Below are 17284 nucleotides of genomic sequence, written 5' to 3'. Positions count from 1 at the left end.
ATTGGAACGTATCAATCGGCAGGGTGGACGTCTTGCCGTCCAGCAGCAGCTCGGACAGCAGGAAAGAGAGCGGCAAGTACAAAGTCACTCGCTGTAAGAAAAAATCGTTTTAAAAACAGCAAAACCTCTGACCTTCCCCATTGGAGATCGGCCAGAGGTTTTGCTATTCTGATGGATTTTGCGGCAGACTTTAAGATTGCGCGCTTACATCTCCCTTTCCAACATTGTCTTCGTAATTGTACGATTCCATATTTTCTGTCACACAGTGATTAAAGAGAGAGATGACGTCCGGATAGCCCGGGTACTTATGATCTTCTCCAATCGTGCTGTCCCAAGTGTTCGTTGTTCGATACGATGTAGTGTCTACGCTGTATGTTCCGTCTGCCAGAACCTTCACATCGCTAAAGCGACAAAACCAATATCCGCCGACAGATTTTCCGTTGTCAACATAATTGGTTTTGTACACCAAATAGATGGCATTGCTATCGTTAGAAGACCAGAAGCTCTTGACCGCCCCCTCTTTTTCCGTCAAAAAGTAATTGCCGACATAGGTCATACTGTCCAGTTTTTCATCTTCACCGGCAGATTTCGCAAACTCTGCTTTGAAGGTGTCCTCAGCCTGCTTTTTCATGGCGTTCATGATATCGTCCGGAATCTCTGCCGCCGAGGTGACAAAGCCATCCAGACCGGAAACCGTATACTGTTTAGACACTGCCTTCGGAATCTTGCCGTACTGTTTCGCGCAGTTTTCCGGCACCGTGACGGTGACGGTTATCTTGTCGCCGTTTTTTAGATGGTCACTCGGTTTTGCCGTATATTCCAGCGAGGAGATGCCGCATTCCGTGTTGTCCAAACTGACCGTGCCGGACGGCGCATACCCGTCAAAGCTCACCTTTAAGCCCTGAAAGGCGTCATATGTTTCCACATCCTGCAAGCCTTCGACGGTTGCTTTGATGGCATCGTCTTTCAGCTTGACGTGATACTTTTCCTCAATCGTATGTACTGTGTCCTCATCCCAAGTGAAAACAACACTGTCTCCGTTGGAAAGATTTTCTTTTTTGTCCCAGGATCCATACAGTTTTTCGACATCCAGATAGGTGTCAATGCTGCTCAAGATCTCTGCGTCACTGTCGCCGGAGATGCCAAATGCATCGAGATTATTGTCCACCATAGAATCACTCTGGATGCGGTAATCAATCTCGCCATATCCATTGACACCGGTAAATTCATAGGTGAGATAATCCTGCAAATCAATGGTTGTTGTGCCGCATCCGCTCAATCCGATGGCCGCCGTAACGAGCAATCCTGCTCCCAGTCCGAATTTCCAATGTTTCATTTTTTTGCTCCTTATTCATTTAAATATGTATCTTCATGAAAATGCACCGCATTTTCGCCGTCTTGACCCGCAGCCAAATACGCCGTGCCGTCCATATCCCAAAATGTCTCGCCTTGCTCCGTCGAGACGCTTTTTCCATCAATCTCATACAGCATATTGCCCTCAGCGTCCATGGAAAATGACGACGTTTGTTCTGCAACGAGTTCATCCTTTTGCAGCTGATACAGAACAGCTTTTCCCGAGTCCTTGTTGACTTTGCTCAGCAGTTGATTTTCCCTCTCCTTGTAATAGATGTCTCCATTGGAGCCGAGCTGATCCTTTACCGGTATCACGAGACCGTCTTTGCAGCGATACAGCGTAACTTGTCCGCCAAACGAGGAATTTTCCGAAACAACAAGCTCTGGCACATCGTCGTCATCTAAATAGATGTACTCATAACAAGCCTCTGCGCCCAAAAAGCGATCCTCGTATTGCAGGAACCGCTCATACGCCGCCATGGTGTCCGATTTCCCCAGCAGGTAGCTCAACTGATCTGAGAACTCTTCTGTCTGAGAAATTCCTGCGAGACTGATGTTTTGATAGCCTTCGCTACTTCCATCGTAGTAATCTTCCTCGCCCACTTCGTCCCATGTATCGCAGTCAACGATAACCGAATGCGCCTCATCCAGCCAATTGTCATCAAGCGGCGTGACGGAAATCTTATGCTCCGATGGGTTGCAGTCAATCTTCACTCCGGCAGCATCTTTTCCCATCTCCTCGTATGCCTGCTCATAGGTCTCATCAGTCACCGCTTCTTCATAGCACATAAACCCATTGACCGCGTGTTTCTCATACACTGCTTTCGGCTGATTCCGTTTCATCTGGTAGATCGTCAAGTCGGTGTTGTCGTGCAGGAGAATCAGCTCCTGCGTTCCGTCTCCGTTGAGATCCTTCAGGTGTGCATATTGCAGAAACGTGCCGTCCTCCTGCAAGGTGTTCAACAGCGTTCGATACGACGCGACCTCCGGCGAATCGGTGCTGCTTGTCGGCGTTGGGACGGTCGGAGACTGCTTCTGTTCCGGCGCGTCCCGATTCGAGGAGACTGGTTCCTGCTCCTGTACCACGCCCGTTTGCGCCTGATGGTTCATGTACTGGATGCCCGCAACGGTTCCGCCGACACCCAATATCGAAACAGCGACAAGGCCGGCAGCAATTTTTCCTTTGATCGCACTGCCTGCCGCGGTTCCGGCTGTTTTTGCCGCAGAGGTCGTTGCGGCAGGCGCAGTATCCTGCGTGCTGGGCGCGACATCGGAAGACGGAGCGTCTGTTGTCTGTACCGGCGCCGCCTGGATACCGCACTGCTGTAAAATCCGGTTCCACAGCGTATAATCCACAGGGATTTGCACACTGTCCAGATTGCGCAGCAGCATGACAAAGAACGGGAACGGAAGCAGACCGTACAGCTTGGTGCCTTGTTTCTCCAGTTCCAGCACTTTTTCTTTCATTTTCTCTTTGCCGAAATGTAACTGTGCCTTAATGGTGCCTTCGCGCACGCCGCAATGGCGCGCAATTTCCTCGATGGTCATGTGTTCATAATAGTACATCGTAATCGCCAATCGCTGCCCGGCTGACAGGCTATCCAGAATTTCCCGCACCAGGCGCGTGGTCTCCTGCTGATCCATCTGGATCTGCGGCATGGTCTCTATATCCTGATTTTCCAATTGCAACTCCGGAACGCCGTCTTCATCCACCGCATCAAGCGAATCAAACAGATTCGGTTTGTATTTTCGCACAAAGTCTTTCGCAGCATTGTGTGCAATCGAATGAATCCAATTTTGAAACTTGCTGTCATCTATCAGCGTATCCAGCTTGGTAAAGGCTCTGATATAGGTTTCCTGCAAAATATCTTTGATGGTATCTCCATCCGCGCTGGTTGCTTCTAGAATCGTCTTGTATACCTCACTATAGCAGCATACATATAGCGCTTCCAATGCCTCTTGATCCTGTTCTCTGGCTCTTTGCACCCATTCCGTCTGAAAATTTTCTCTTCCCATTTACAAGCTCCCCGACTGCTGCAAAATGCGAATAAACAGCTCCGCATCCTCGATGTCTTTTTTGGTCTGTACATAATTGATGCCAACACTGACAATTGGAACAAAAATAAACGCAAGGATTGAAAGCATCAAAGCCATTAGTCCGATACACAAATCAATCGGAAAAATCGGAATGATACACCATCCAACAATAGCAATGCGAAACGAATAGCGAATGGATTTCAAAATACCGCCTGCCATCACATATGAAACAAGGGAGGCGCCCAGACAAATCAACAGCATCGCATTCTCTATCGGGATCGGTAAATCTATCGAGACTACGTCAAAAGCCAGCATCAGGCAAAACACGCCGAAGATGGATGCAATAACAGCAACCTGTAATCCCAACTTGCTCCGCTTCATTGTTGCGGCATTCTTGTCGAGAAACTCCTGTGCAGCATCCCTGCCTTCAAATGTGGTCTCTTCAAACAGATGGGATTTCTTTTTTCGCTCGGTTTTCTTTTTCGTTTCCCCTGCACGATCCCATGTCGCTTTCGCAGTATGTGCCGTGGATTTCGCCTTGTCTGCAAAATCTGTATCCTGTACTTTCTGCGAAACATCTGCCAGTGTGTTCTTGATCGTATACGTCATGGTCTCTGCTTTTTCCTGCACGGCAGCGGACACCGGTTTTTCTATCTCTTCCGGTCGGTCTATCTTCTGGCTCTTTCCGCACAGCGGGCAAAATTTCGCGTCCTCACTGATGGCTTGTCCGCAATACATGCAGAATTTACTTCCTGTTCTCATCGTTTTTCCTCCTTTTTTTGTGATCCCACCGCGACAGATTGCTCCATCGCGGCAGGATTCGTATGTTTTTTTCTCTTAACGAATGAAATCGTTATACAGCAGCGTCACAATCTGTGCGCGGGTGCAGGTCTGGTTCGGAGAGAACGTAGTTTCAGAAGTGCCTGCAGTAATATCATTCTCAGCTGCCCAAGCAACAGCCTTTGCGTACCACGCATCCTCCGATACATCCGTGAATGCAGTCTTTACATTCTTCGGCTCCGGATTGCCAGCTTCATTCCACAAGAACTGCACTACCTGTGCACGAGTACAGCTGTCATCTGGCGAGAATGTAGTCGCAGAAGTACCGGCGGTAACACCGTTTTTGAACGCCCACTTCACAGCATTCGCATAATATGCATCATCAGCAATATCGGTAAACGGAGTCTTATCTTCTACAACTACCTTGTTTCCATATGCCCGATACATAAATGTAGCGATCTGACCACGTGTACAAGTCTGATCCGGAGAAAATGTAGTCTCAGAAGTACCGGCAGCAACGCCATTCTGTTCTGCCCACTTGACAGAATCTGCGTAATATGCATCTGCCGGGACATCGGTAAACTTAGACTGGAACTTCTTTTCTGTTACGGTTACTGCAACTGTTACAACAGCACCATTCGGGCTGGTTGCCGTGATGGTTGCTGTACCCTCAGAAGCAGCAGTGACAACACCATGGTCATCAACACTTGCGACTGCAGTGTTATCGGAACTCCACTTGACTGTATTGGTCTCAGCCTCCGGCGTAATAGTAGCCTTCAGCGTTGCAGTTTCACCGATCTGCATCGTCAGTGTATTTTGATCTACCTGGATCTCCTCATAGTGGCCTACGGCATCATGGTGAACCTTGTAATTCTCCTCACTGAAGGTCGGGACGTACTTCAGTGTACAGGTTTCTCCTGTATGCGGATCAATGTGTCCACCATAGAAATGGTCTCCATTGTCTGTGTAATAATTATCTCCGTCTGGATTATAATAGAAATACTGCCGACAAGTCTCGCACTTAATCCATTCATTACGAGTGTATCCATCAGGCGCAATATAATCCTCATCATATGCTTCCTTGTCTACCACCCAAACCTTGTTGGCTGCAGTATCTTTGTTCTGCTCCGTGTCTGCGGTCGTCGCGGTAATTGCGGTCGTCGGATTTGCAGCATATGCCACCGGCATAGCTACAGCGGATGTGGCAACAGTTGCTGCCATTGCGAGCGTAAGCATCGTCTTTTTCAGCTTCATAATAAAAGCCTCCTTCATAAAATATATATGGTGAAATTTCTACTCGACAGGTCGCAGAAATCTTCCATCATTTGCTTCTATATACTAGACGTAAAAAAAGCCCAAAAGGTTTATGTACAATTTGCACAAAAATTTCTTCTTTGTCTGGGAAATTTAACGATAGTCTATTCCCAACTCCCCCATTTTCGCGCGGCGCAGCCTGTCTCCCTCATGAAACAGGAATCCGTACCAGTTGTCAGGGATGTCTTCAAATCCGTGCACAAGCAATGTCTGCTTGTCAACTGCCACGCCATAAACAGGCGTCAGCTCGTCCAGCATGACACTCCAATACAGCTTCTGCTCGTGGAATCGCGCGATAACTACTTGCTGCACCTGCTCCCACGTCGCATAAACTAACGCATCAGCCGGAAACTTGCTCAGTCGATCATCCTCCAGCCAGTCATATCCGGACTGATAGATCAAAAGCAGATCTTCGCGCTGCAAAACAGCGTATCTCGTCTTTCCTATTGCTCTGGGTTTTCCAATCATAAATAATCGTCCTTTCTTTGATGGATTCCAAGTACATGATAGCACATTTCAAATCCTCATGATTTTTTGAGAAAAAATTGACCGAAAAATTGAGATCGACCTTACTCTAAAAGAAAAGAGCTTGCCGCATGTACCTTCTACAAGCGGCAAGCTCTTTTCTTTTGTGAACGATTACATATAAATATTTGTCTGACTATTTGGAGGCATTTCACAGTGTTGAGGGGTATATGCTTTTTATGAAGCGACAGCACCAACCACCATATGCAGTACCGCGAACACCAGACCGATGATGGAAATCACCAATGCGGCATTTGCCTTGCTCCGCTGCTGTGCCTTCGCCCTTGCAGCCAGAACAAGGCCGATCATGCTCAATACCAATCCGTCTAAAGCGAACAGGAAAGATAAAATTAGTCCGACAACAGCTACAACGAATGCTGTTGTCGCATTTTTTTGACATTTGAGATTGTTTTTGCGTTCTTGCGGACTTCGAATCCATCGATCGTAAGCATATCCATGACCTATCTTAAAAAATAGACATTCTATTAGAATGCTTACAACTATAGATAAACAAACTGTTCCTCTTACTAATAGTTGGACAGCATATTGTGCAACGGGGTTTGTATTGCAAAATACATTTATAAGTATTATAAACAGAATTAGTATTGGATATATGCTAATAACAAACCAATAATAATGCATCCACGGTTTGGGAATTTCGTCCCTACATCTACTATAGGTAAAACTTTCTTTAAAAGAACATTTTCTGAGTTTTTTCTGGCGCTGTCGCTTGGTCAAATAAAAAAGTGACATTCCGTTCAAAAATCCACGGATATCAAAAACAGCTAAAATATAAACAAGTAAAATGAGGATAATGACGTGTTTTATATATCTTGTCTGCGGAATCAATGGCGCATGATAATAGCTCCATTGCAACCACTCAGTCAAATATTTGATCATGTGTACCTACTTAACAAATGGTTTTATTGGTCTAGCTGATAAAATATACTCTTGATGTGTGTCATACGGCTCGCCTTCATGATAATAGCCTATACCGTTGCCAAAATATAGTATGCACCCTCCAATTTCTTGTCTTGCCATACTAATCGCATATATCCACTTCTTTTGGAAAATCATCAGTTTGACAGTACGAATCTAATGAAAGATAATAGGTTCTACGTGTTCCGCCTAACAAAAAAATCTGTTTCATTAACACATCTATACTCCAATGCGGAATTTTATAGATCTTTCTTTCATCCAAATACTCTCTCTTATTGATTTTAGACATGCCACCCAATCTTTTTTTGGGTGAGCTTAATTTCCAACGGAGTCTTTCCTTACTTCTCTTCTGAACAAAATTTTGAACAATTTCTCTTTCAATTTCCGCATTCATATAAATCACCCAGCTTCATATAATCGCAAGGCTCTAAACAGATTGTCACGTAGCTTACATTTCTAAAATCTTCATCTTGTGTGCGCACTTTTTCTTTTATCACAGGATTTTGGGACAATTCGGCTATACATTGTTCTGTATATCTTACTTCTTCGTCCCGTTTTACCTCTTTTACTTTAGGCGCATCTACATAGCAATAAAAATTTACAATATATTTGAATTCATGGGTTATCACCGCCTGTTGTCAATTTCTACTCCACTGCTGCTCGCTTCGATTTTACCATGTAACGTGACAAATGGCAAGCTGGCTGAAACCTGCTTTTATTCAACTTTTTTCCGCTTTTCAATTCAATCGTGAGGCTTCCGGTTTTTGTCGTGTCGATGGCTTCGTTTGCGAGAGCGAGGCTTGTCAGCAGCAGCGCGGTCAGCAGGCTGAGCTGCAATTCTTTCGACAACTTCCCAATGTTCAGGATGTTCCTCACCGAATTCCCTTCTTTTCCGTTTTTTCCTTTTGCGTCTGCGCCACAGTAGGACGATGCCAAGCAGCAGCAACAGCGCCAAAATCACAGCCAGCAACTTGATTTTCCAATCCAAGCCCTGCATTTTTTCCTGCGCCGTCGGCAGTTCGGTGTTGTCCGGCAGGGCAACGCGGTGACCGCGCACAAGCAGCCGATGGGTATTGATGCCGTATGGCGTGCACGTGACGAGCGTACAGTAATCCTTGCCCGCCACGATGCGCAGTTCTTCCACTTCGCGCGGCAGAACCGTCGAGATATCATCCACCTGATACGCGATTTTGCGGTCTAAGACCGTAATGATAAAGATATCACCTTTGACAAGCTGGTCAATATCGGTAAACAGCCGCGCGTCTGGCATGCCGCGATGACCGGACAGCACGCTAAATGTATTTTCGCCGCCGACCGGCAGACTGCTGCCGGAGACATGCCCGACACCGACTTGCAGGACATTCGCGTCCATGCCGTGATAAATCGGCAGTTCCAAATCCAGCTTTTGAATGGTGATATAGCCCATGATGCCCGTGCCGGTGATATCCAGCACAGACTGATAGTCCTCCAAATTTGTGCCGATGCCGGCATGGCGTTCGAACAGACGCCGATTGTAGTCGTCTGCTGCGGCGAGCATCGCTTCGCGCTCCGCCTTGCTTGTGTCCTCGACCGCTTCTTGATATGCCGCGACTGCCCGCGACATGTGCATCGAGTTCCACCAGCTGCTTACCACAGGATACAACATAACGGAGAGACCCACGAGGAAAATCACAAGTAAGAGAACCGTTGAAAAAGAACCGCCCTTTTTCTTTTGTTTTGCTTTCTTGGTCTGCTTCATGAATCGCTCCCTGATGTTGGTTAAAATTACGACTTTCTTCTTAGCCCTCTCCGTCACTGCGTGACACCTCTCCCAGAGGGAGAGGCAAGCTTGGTCTCTGCGTGAGATTGCACTCTGTCGCACAGACTTTTTCTCGTCTTCCCCTTTGGGGGAGATGTCTGCGTAAGCAGACAGAGAGGGATTGTAAAAGAAGCAAGTTCGTATCAGAGCACCCCTGATACGTCAGAGGAAATCTCCTGCTCCCTCAAAGAGGGAGCAGGATTGCTTGATGTGCAGTTTCTGCGTCCGCAAGATTACTCTGCGTCAGAACGGCGCTTTCTGACCACCAGCACGATTGCCGCGCCAGCCATCAGGATGCCGCCGATGGTGTAGAACAGCTTCGTGCCCATGCCGCCGGTGGACGGAAGGGTGGAACCAGCATTGTTGATTACTGTCAATAAGTACAACGTATTATCGTTTTCATCAACATTTAAGTCTGTATCACCATTCTTTATACTCCACGTGCAAGAATTAAATGTTACGTTTGATGCAGAAATTGTAATAGTAATAGGCTTAGTTAATAAATTGTATCCATCCGGTGCAACAAGCTCAGTAATGGTATACGTGCCTTCTCCAAGGCCTTCAATTTTCAGGACACCATCTGTATCAACATATGCTTCTGTCTCAAAATTGGTCGGTATAGTGTCCTTAGTTACAGTCTCAATCTTCTTGTACTTCTGAGTTGTGGAATCATATGTATTCTTATTCTCCTCAGTTGGAATTGTTTCAGTATATGTACCGTTTTTCAGCAGATAATACGTTCCAGTCGTATCATCTTTGTTATAGATTGTCTGATTAACAAGAACCACTTTGGAACCAGTACCAGAAATTTTGAACTTTGCACCGTTTAAAGTTTTTCCTTCTGCCGTATTTGCAACCTTTTTCAACTTCAGACCTGTGGTATATGTCTTAACCTTAGATGTCGGCGTGTCACCAGTCGAATCAGGTTTATTTGGGTCATTCGAATACGTGATCTTAGCTTCGTTAGTATTACCAGCCGTGGAAAGATCTGCCTTTTCATTCAAAGTCGCAGAATACGTAACAATAATATTCTTACCAGCATTATCTTTATAGTTAATAAAATCTTTAATAGTAATAGTAAAAGTCTGATTACCGTCGTCAGTTGTAACATTGCTAACTTCAAAATCTGTAGCCTCTAAAGCTGTTCCATCAATTGTAATAGCAACATCCTTGTTAAAAGTCAGACCCTTAGACATGGTATCGGTAATCTTAAAAGTATAAGATGTATAACCGCTCATATCCGGAACAGTGGCAGTTAACTTATAATTAACCTTATCACCCATGCCAGCGGTGTTTGCTTCTACATTCTCGGAATCGGAAACAGTTGTATTGATACCAGTGATAGTTTTTTTCAAAGATGGAACTGCATCTTTAGTGGTAATCGTAGTATTCGGCTCTACAATTTTCAGAATATTGCGAGTGTACACCGTTTCACTATTATTGTCCTGAGATCTATTCGCATCCTTGATGAGGTAATAGCCTGCATGACTAACAGTAATTTTTGTCGATGTTGCATTGTCAGTAATCGTTCCACTTGTTAAAGTCTCAGTTACGCTTGCTTCAACCGCATCTGCAACTGCATATGCCTCTTGGCTGCTGTCCTTAAATTTGCCGATTATTTCAGCAATCTTCTCCGCATTGTCATCAGCCTCAGTAATATCCTTAAAGTAGGAACTAACGGCAGTATTTTCCTTCAATTTCGACAACAACGTTGCAGGAGTTACGCCAGTACCCCATTTAATATCCGACAAAGTTTTACCATTAGCAGAGACTGTACCAGTAAAAATCTGATAAGCCTGATACGTGTGTCCGGCTTTACCATTTACCGTAATACTATACGTCGTCTCCGCCGCCAGCGCTCCCGTGCACAGCACGGAGACCGCCATTGCCATGGCAAGGAGCACAGCTCCCAGCCGCTTGATTGTTTTCCTCATAGTTTTTACATCCTTTCTTTTACCTAACAAATGAGGGTTTGTATGGAATATAAAATATCTGCGTTCCCTTTCGGCAAACGCGCGGTATATTATATATCTGCTATTGATTTCTCCGGCGGCGCAGCCAGAGCGCCAGACCGGACGCGCCGCACATCAGTCCCGCGCCGAGCAGCAATGCCAGCGGATACCCGCGCCCGCCCGCAGACGGGAGCGAAACCAGCGGTTCGTTCTTGACCGTCAGCGTGTACGAACAGTCGCCGTACCGTTGCAATACCCAATGATCTTCGTCCGGATTTTCTTCAATACTCTTGATTTCGCCGTTTGCGATTTCCAGCGTGACATGGGTATCCAGCGTTTTGTATCCCGCTGGTGCGGAGACTTCAAAGATGTACTGCTCGCCCTCCGCAATGTTGCTCAGCGTGATTTCACCGCTTTCCGTCTGCTGTATCTTCGTGGAATCGGTGCCCTCTTGAATCTTGAAGGTCGCAGGACTGCTGGTAATCAGCTTTCCGTCCATATCGACTTTCTTGATGGTCAGCTTCATCTTTGACACATTGGTGACGGTCACGCCGTTGCTCTGCTTGGATGCTTCTTCTCGTCCCTTCGGCATCGGTGTGATGTCCGTCTTGCCGTTTCGGATGACCGCTTTGTAAATCGTGTCGTCCATCTTGTAACCCGGCGGAGCTTTGGTCTCCTTGAAGTAGTACGTGCCCGCCGGAAGCTTGGTGAATTGGACGGTTCCAAAGTCTGGGTATGAAATTTCCGGATTCTTGAAACCTTCGCCCGTTACCATCTTCGTGCACTGTTCATCACTGTACAGCGTAAATTCTGCATTGGCAAGTGCACGGCCGTGCTCGGCATCGACTTTCTCGAACGAAATGTCCGCCGATACCGGCGCGTTGCGGATAACCAGCAGTGCGTGGTTGGAATAGTGCATCTTGCCGCTGTTGTCCTTCCACGCGGCGAGTGTGTGTTTGAATTTCGATTCATCCACCGTGCCATCACTCCCGATCGGTGAATCTTTGCCCTCGTAGTATTTGGTCGCGTCCTTTATGACCTGGTACTCCTCGTAGCCGTCGGTGTCGTAGTCGTTGATGACATTGGCATCGTACTTCGTATTGCCGATGGACAGCTCGCGCAGGGAATATTTCGCAATCTCTCCGTCTACATACAGCGGAAGGTTTTTCCACGTGTACTGCCAGTGGTTGTCCACATTCAATATCTGCGTATAAACCTTGTCGGAGACATTCTCCAGCGGTCTGCCGTTGCGGCACAACTGCACGGTGACGGGAACCTTGGAATCGTCCAAGGTTGTGGCCGTCCACTTCTTCACCGCGGTAACCGTTGTCAGCATCTTGGACGTGTTGTATAGAATCGGCGCGTTGTTCTGCGTGTTATCCAGCCAAGTGCCCGTGGTATTGTTGTTGTTGTCATCATACGCGACGATTGTAAAGCGTACTTTACCTTGATCGGTAACGGTAATGGAGATTTTTTTCGCGCCGGTGTAGCCCTCCGGAAGAATTTCTTCCAGATAGTACTCGCCTTTATACGATACATCCGAGGTATCTCCATCGATCAGCGGTGGTAAGCGCAGCTGCACATAGCCGTTCGCATCGGTCTGGACAATGTTGTCCGGAACCGGCTTCGTATAGTCGAGCTTTTCCGCCTGCTGTGTCTTGACGGAATACTGGTTGGTGTTCGGTCTGCGCAGCAATTCCAATGGTGAACCGTTTTTATTGCTCAACTTGAACTGAACGTTGCCCAGTCCATGACCGGTCACTCTGTCTGCCTTGGACAGCGTCAGGATGCCCGCCTGCGCATAGATGTTGGTCAGATGTACCGTTTGGTAGTATTGTGCATCAATGTCGGCGGCATACGCATCCATCGTGACCGAAACGCCTTCGTCCGTATACGGCTTATCGCCGTTGGTATCGTGCTCGTGATTCTCCGCGTTGTGTATGGAGTAGCGGCTGGTGGACGTAAACGCTTTTTCCAGCGCGCCGGCGCGGGAAGTTTCCTCGCTCGTTATATCCTTCGCCGTGTAATTGTGCTCTTTGACGGTATACTGCTCGCCCTGATATCCTTCGACAACCCACGTATACGTGTCGGTGGCTTCGTCATACGTCGTATAGCCAAGGCTTGTACTGTCACTCGAACTCGCCGCCTTGAGCGTCAGCGTTCGAGTGTCGCTTGTATCATTGCTTTTTGTGACGGTAATCGAATAGTTGTTCTTCTTGACCTCGTCAATTGCTTCCTTGTCGCCGACAAAGGTCTTTTTAATGATAACCTTTGCGTTTTTTTCGACCAGCACGCCGTCAATGTGCCAGCCGTCCGAGTTCTGATATTTTAGAACGTACCAGCGAATCGCATACTTGTCCGTGGTCAGATTCTCTTTCGGAATGATTACTTTGTTGTCCGGATTGTTCGGGTCAGATTTGTAAACCTCTTCCTTGCTGTTTCGGATTTTTCTGAAAATTTCTTCATCTGTCGGCATGCTGTCAACGGTGATCTTCGCTTCGTTAACTCCTTTATCCAATGGACAGTAGTAGATAGACTTGTCGTCGGATGTTACGCGAAGCGGTATATTCTTTGCCGCATTGCGGAGATCTTCATCCAAATCGAATGCGGTTTTCGGGCTCGCCGCATCGGCAACATAAATACCTGATTTATTTTCCTTTTCATCCTTGAGATCATAGCCTATTACGTCATCCGTGCCGTGAATGCGGGTGGAATACACGGAGTCTTTTGTAAAATTCTCTTTGGGCTGTGGCTTTGTATTGCCGCCATAGTCCAGAATTTCACAGCTTAAGCCGACGAAAAAATTGACGGAATCCGGACGCCCTTTTTTATCTTGCAGCTTCCACTTCGCCTGCAGCTGCACCTCGGCGTCCTCATTCGCATATTCCTGCAGCGTATCGTAATCCAGCGCAGTGTCCGCCTGAATCGTTTTCTTTCCTCCTCCAACTGTGGTCACTTCCCAGCAGTCAAACGTGTAGTAGTATTGCTTGGAATATTTCGTGTCATTTACCACTGCATAGTCGTCATCCGGACGCAAAACCGTGTGCGGCGCCGCATCCTTCTGTATTTCAGGTGTCGTATAGGTTGTAGATCCCTTGATGCTGCATGGCTGCACGACTGTTTGGTGATCTTTTCGACCGGTCTCTGAAAAAATATTCTCCAGTGACTTCTTCACATCGGTGTTATACACCACGCGCAGCTTTTGATTGGCATTTTTCGGTTCAAAGATATACTGCTGCCGGATGCCGTCTGTTTGGTTCAGCGTGTAGGTTGTAGTGTGATCTGATTCGTTGACGGTCTGTGTAAACTGAGTTGTGCAGTCCTCGCCGTTTGTGTTCTTTGCCACCCATTGAATGGCACTCTCTGAAAAGTTTGGCAGGGTAATAGAAACATTTTTTGCTTCAGTGTCAAAGAACGCTTTTTCTGGAAGTTCTAAACTTGTATTGACATAGGGATAGCCTTTTTTGTTGTTCGCGGATATCGAGTATTTCAGACAGTTGGCTTTCAGTGCGTCTGGATCATTTTTTACCAACCCATTCTTTCCACCTTTTTCTTTCGGTGTGTAATAGATTGTCGCGCCGTTGTTTTTATTCGACGTTTGATACAACGGGATACATTTTGCACCGTTAACTGTGACCACATCTGTATCCGCCCAGATTTTTGAGGGATCCTTTGGCCGAATCATTTCATGCGCGAAATGGTTTTCGTTTCCAATCGTGATGGAAGGATCATATGCCGCAAAAATCTGTTTTAATTGTGTCTCGGTAATATAGTAGCGCTCGTTGTTGCCCACAACAGTCGTTTGATTTTCCGGTATCGTCAGTTTGCCGCCTGTGAATTTGTTGGCAGTGCTGTCCCACGTCCACTCATCTGCTATCGGTGTCCACTTGTCATCAATCACGACATACGCATTGATCGGCAGGGGCGGAACCTCCGTTGTGAAAGTGGTCTTTTGGTTGACGGTTACGGTATAGTTCGCCTTGTCGTCATTGATATTCTCCGGTCTCACTTGGATGCCGTTGGCATACCACTTTACGCCTTCCTTGTACGGCAGGGTCATTGTGACGGACTTTCCGTTCAAAATGCATTGCTTCTCCGGCATTGCAGTGCCGGAGAATTTTCCCGCGTCGTCTTGCGCTGAGACGGTGTAGAAGCTGTTGCTTTTAAGAAAATCTGTGCTAGTCGTAAAGGAGTGCGTATCTATGGTGATATCTTTTGTCCAAAAATTTTTTTCTTTCGTATTGTTCGGGATATAATACACGGAACAACTCCCATACGCTTCTCCGTCGTCCTTAGAAATCATCGGGATTTTATATTCATCGTCGACTTTTATCGGCACGATATTCGCCCACATTCTGGCAGAGTTATCATAGATGGTAATGTTTTGGTCATAAAATCCAATCGCAAAATTGAATTTCTGGGTATCCGTTGTATCCGGAGTATACTGATTCGCATTGAATCCGTATTTTTCATATACGGTTTCCGCCTGCGCCGGCGTGATATAATAACGCGTGTCGTTTTTTCCTGTACCCCACGAAGTATCGGATTGCGTTTTCGTTGTTGTCAGCAAGCCGACCTTTACCGGCTGTTGGTCAATCAGCACGAAGCAATGTACCTTCAAGCCTTCCGCTTTCGACTTATCCGTGGTCAAAAGCACTTGTTCGTTAATACCTTTGACCGTGACGGTTACGGTGTTCTCATCTTTCTTTGAGATGGCAGTTACATCGCTGCCCTTTTCCGTATACCATGTGACGGTGTTTCCGTCCTTATCCTTGGAAGGCAGCTCAAATGTCGCTTCTCCGCCGCTCAAAATTTTCGTATCCGGAAGGGTGACAGTATCAGAGAACTTGCTCTTGTCTGCCTCATCAACGGAAATCGTATAGAACGAATTGTTCTTGAGGATATCGGCATTGTCTGTCGTCACATAACCTGTGGTGCTGTGCGGGGTGTAATAAATCGCCAGATTTTTCTTAATGTCCTTGGTGTCCTCTACAAGAGGAACGCGGAACTGGCCACTTTCTTCCGCCTGCTTTGGCATCTGGCGATTGTATAATCGCTTGTCATCACCATAAGCAAATGGAAAATAACCGTTTTTGTCTTTGCTGGTGGGGTTCCCTTCAAAGATTACATCCTCGCCAAACCCGTAGTCGCTGTATGCGGTCTTTAGCTCGGCATCTGTCACATAGTAATTGAGCGCCGGACCGGTTCTGCCCCAGACGTCCACGCGGTTGGTGTCCATATTAATGGTATAAATTTGCTTCCATGCGCCGTTCACAGCGACATAGCACGGAATCTCCTTTGTGGGCGCGTTCACGCCGCTCGCGCGAAGCGTATAGTTGCGGGTCAGACCGTTTGACAAGACAGTGGTTTCTAAAGGTTTCCCTTCGTTAACATCTGTCCAAGAAAGTGCCTCTGTACTCGACAGAAAGCTGCTGATAGCTGTATTCGCTGTGTTCGTGTCAGAACCGTATACAATGCCTTTACTCTGTCCCTCGCGGACAATCAGGTCTTTGTATGTATCTTTCGCTGTAATCAGCCGCAGGCGATATGAGTACGTATATAAATGAATGTCTTTGTCAATTGCTGTAGACTTATCAAGCTTTGTTCGCGGGTTGTTACCGTCTACGCCGCCGTTGCCATTGCCGTCCGCGCTGTCTGCGCGCGTGTACCATACGCATTCTCTGGCATTGGCAACGGAAGTCATGGCGTGTTCGTCCGGCGTAACTTCTTTCTTGTACACGCCGGTAGCTTTCAGGCTCTTTGTGCCGAGTGTTACATTATTTTCTGTCAGAGCTTTTTTTAACGTTGTGCCCTTTGGTACTTGAATCTTGCGGGCGTGTTCAGATGCTTTCAGGCAATCAGCAAGTTTTGTTCCGTCCGGCAGAGCTTCTTTTCGGTCGATATATAAATCATGCAGTGTGATGGTAACCGTGTCGGTTGCATTGTCTGCTTTCGCGTCCATGCCAATACTGCGGTGAAACATCGGCACTAGCAGACAAAGCAGCAGCAAAAAAGATATCGCGCGTTTTCCGCGGTTCTTTCCCGTCAAGTCATGTCGTCTCCCTTCCAAATACGGCAAAAAAAGCTGCTTCAATCGCAGCTTGTCTATATTTGTGTTGCAGCTCGTATACAACTGTTAATAGCTATCGTATAGATATTAACAATAGTAACACAAACAAACACAAACAGTAACCATTCTCATAGTTCGTTTTTCCGTATAGACTATCTCTTTTCCGTATGAATCGAGAAAATACGAGCTTATATATGTAAAGGTTTATAACTTTACAGTACAACAAAAGCAAGAGCTTATCGGCGAAAATTTACCGATAAGCTCTTATTCTTTTATAATCCTTTTCTATTTTACAATTAGATCATATTTTGTAGAATAATCATCATTCCGCCTATTCACTGGAGCCATTGCAGGTATTAGGATGGTAAGCAGATTGTGCCTTAAATTTCCAAATGAAACAAAAAGAATGCCGCGGAAAACAAAATTTTATATTTTTTGATAATTTTCGAAATTTTGGTACTATCTTCGAAATTCTTTGGATATTTTCTACAATTTCTTTAATTTTTCTCTTGATTT

At 46.4% G+C, this 17284-nt stretch carries 10 protein-coding genes; all 10 read right to left on the bottom strand.

All coding sequences use genetic code 11. From position 1 onward, the window contains the following. Window positions 1–190: 190 nt before the first annotated feature. The 10 genes from KQI75_RS01720 to KQI75_RS01675 all read right to left on the bottom strand — a co-directional run bounded on the left by KQI75_RS01720 (window position 191) and on the right by KQI75_RS01675 (window position 16747). Window positions 191–1336 carry a hypothetical protein gene (locus KQI75_RS01720; RefSeq protein WP_216468959.1) on the bottom strand — a complete coding sequence of 382 codons (1146 nt, stop codon included), beginning with the start codon at window positions 1334–1336 and terminating at the stop codon, window positions 191–193. An 11-nt stretch (window positions 1337–1347) separates the two neighbouring features. Beyond that, the gene (locus tag KQI75_RS01715; RefSeq protein WP_216468958.1) at window positions 1348–3369 is read right to left on the bottom strand and encodes an RNA polymerase sigma factor; all 2022 of its coding nucleotides are present in this window, start codon (window positions 3367–3369) and stop codon (window positions 1348–1350) included. Beyond that, window positions 3370–4152: a zinc-ribbon domain-containing protein gene (locus KQI75_RS01710; RefSeq protein ID WP_216468957.1), complete on the bottom strand. Its 783-nt coding sequence runs from the start codon at window positions 4150–4152 to the stop codon at window positions 3370–3372. A 75-nt stretch (window positions 4153–4227) separates the two neighbouring features. Beyond that, window positions 4228–5424 (bottom strand): S-layer homology domain-containing protein, encoded by a 1197-nt coding sequence (locus KQI75_RS01705; RefSeq protein ID WP_216468956.1) that lies wholly within the window; start codon window positions 5422–5424, stop codon window positions 4228–4230. Window positions 5425–5577: 153 nt separating this feature from the next. Next, on the bottom strand, window positions 5578–5952 hold the full coding sequence (locus tag KQI75_RS01700) for a hypothetical protein (RefSeq protein WP_216468955.1): 375 nt from the start codon (window positions 5950–5952) through the stop codon (window positions 5578–5580). A gap of 234 nt (window positions 5953–6186) precedes the next feature. Beyond that, window positions 6187–6909, bottom strand: a complete 723-nt coding sequence (locus tag KQI75_RS01695) for a hypothetical protein (protein ID WP_216468954.1) — start codon at window positions 6907–6909, stop codon at window positions 6187–6189. A 142-nt stretch (window positions 6910–7051) separates the two neighbouring features. Further along, entirely contained in the window at window positions 7052–7342 is a 291-nt protein-coding gene (locus KQI75_RS01690; protein WP_216468953.1) for a hypothetical protein, read from the bottom strand. A gap of 348 nt (window positions 7343–7690) precedes the next feature. Next, window positions 7691–8686: a class C sortase gene (locus tag KQI75_RS01685; protein WP_216468952.1), complete on the bottom strand. Its 996-nt coding sequence runs from the start codon at window positions 8684–8686 to the stop codon at window positions 7691–7693. A 293-nt stretch (window positions 8687–8979) separates the two neighbouring features. Continuing rightward, on the bottom strand, window positions 8980–10680 hold the full coding sequence (locus tag KQI75_RS01680; RefSeq protein WP_216468951.1) for a SpaH/EbpB family LPXTG-anchored major pilin: 1701 nt from the start codon (window positions 10678–10680) through the stop codon (window positions 8980–8982). Between the two features lie 100 nt (window positions 10681–10780). Beyond that, on the bottom strand, window positions 10781–16747 hold the full coding sequence (locus KQI75_RS01675) for a SpaA isopeptide-forming pilin-related protein (RefSeq protein ID WP_216468950.1): 5967 nt from the start codon (window positions 16745–16747) through the stop codon (window positions 10781–10783). Window positions 16748–17284 lie beyond the last annotated feature (537 nt).

This window comes from Butyricicoccus intestinisimiae, assembly GCF_018918345.1.
In the GTDB taxonomy this organism is placed as follows: Bacteria; Bacillota; Clostridia; order Oscillospirales; family Butyricicoccaceae; genus Butyricicoccus_A; species Butyricicoccus_A intestinisimiae.
The sequence above is the reverse complement of the archived record's forward strand: the minus strand, read 5'-3'. Positions and strand labels throughout refer to the sequence as shown.

Excerpts from the sequence above, each read along its gene's own strand:
- KQI75_RS01705 (WP_216468956.1), bottom strand. The coding sequence starts at position 5,424 with ATGAAGCTGAAAAAGACGATGCTTACGCTCGCAATGGCAGCAACTGTT.
- KQI75_RS01720 (WP_216468959.1), bottom strand. The coding sequence starts at position 1,336 with ATGAAACATTGGAAATTCGGACTGGGAGCAGGATTGCTCGTTACGGCG.
- KQI75_RS01680 (WP_216468951.1), bottom strand. The coding sequence starts at position 10,680 with ATGAGGAAAACAATCAAGCGGCTGGGAGCTGTGCTCCTTGCCATGGCA.
- KQI75_RS01715 (WP_216468958.1), bottom strand. The coding sequence starts at position 3,369 with ATGGGAAGAGAAAATTTTCAGACGGAATGGGTGCAAAGAGCCAGAGAA.
- KQI75_RS01695 (WP_216468954.1), bottom strand. The coding sequence starts at position 6,909 with ATGATCAAATATTTGACTGAGTGGTTGCAATGGAGCTATTATCATGCG.
- KQI75_RS01710 (WP_216468957.1), bottom strand. The coding sequence starts at position 4,152 with ATGAGAACAGGAAGTAAATTCTGCATGTATTGCGGACAAGCCATCAGT.
- KQI75_RS01700 (WP_216468955.1), bottom strand. The coding sequence starts at position 5,952 with ATGATTGGAAAACCCAGAGCAATAGGAAAGACGAGATACGCTGTTTTG.
- KQI75_RS01690 (WP_216468953.1), bottom strand. The coding sequence starts at position 7,342 with ATGAATGCGGAAATTGAAAGAGAAATTGTTCAAAATTTTGTTCAGAAG.
- KQI75_RS01685 (WP_216468952.1), bottom strand. The coding sequence starts at position 8,686 with ATGAAGCAGACCAAGAAAGCAAAACAAAAGAAAAAGGGCGGTTCTTTT.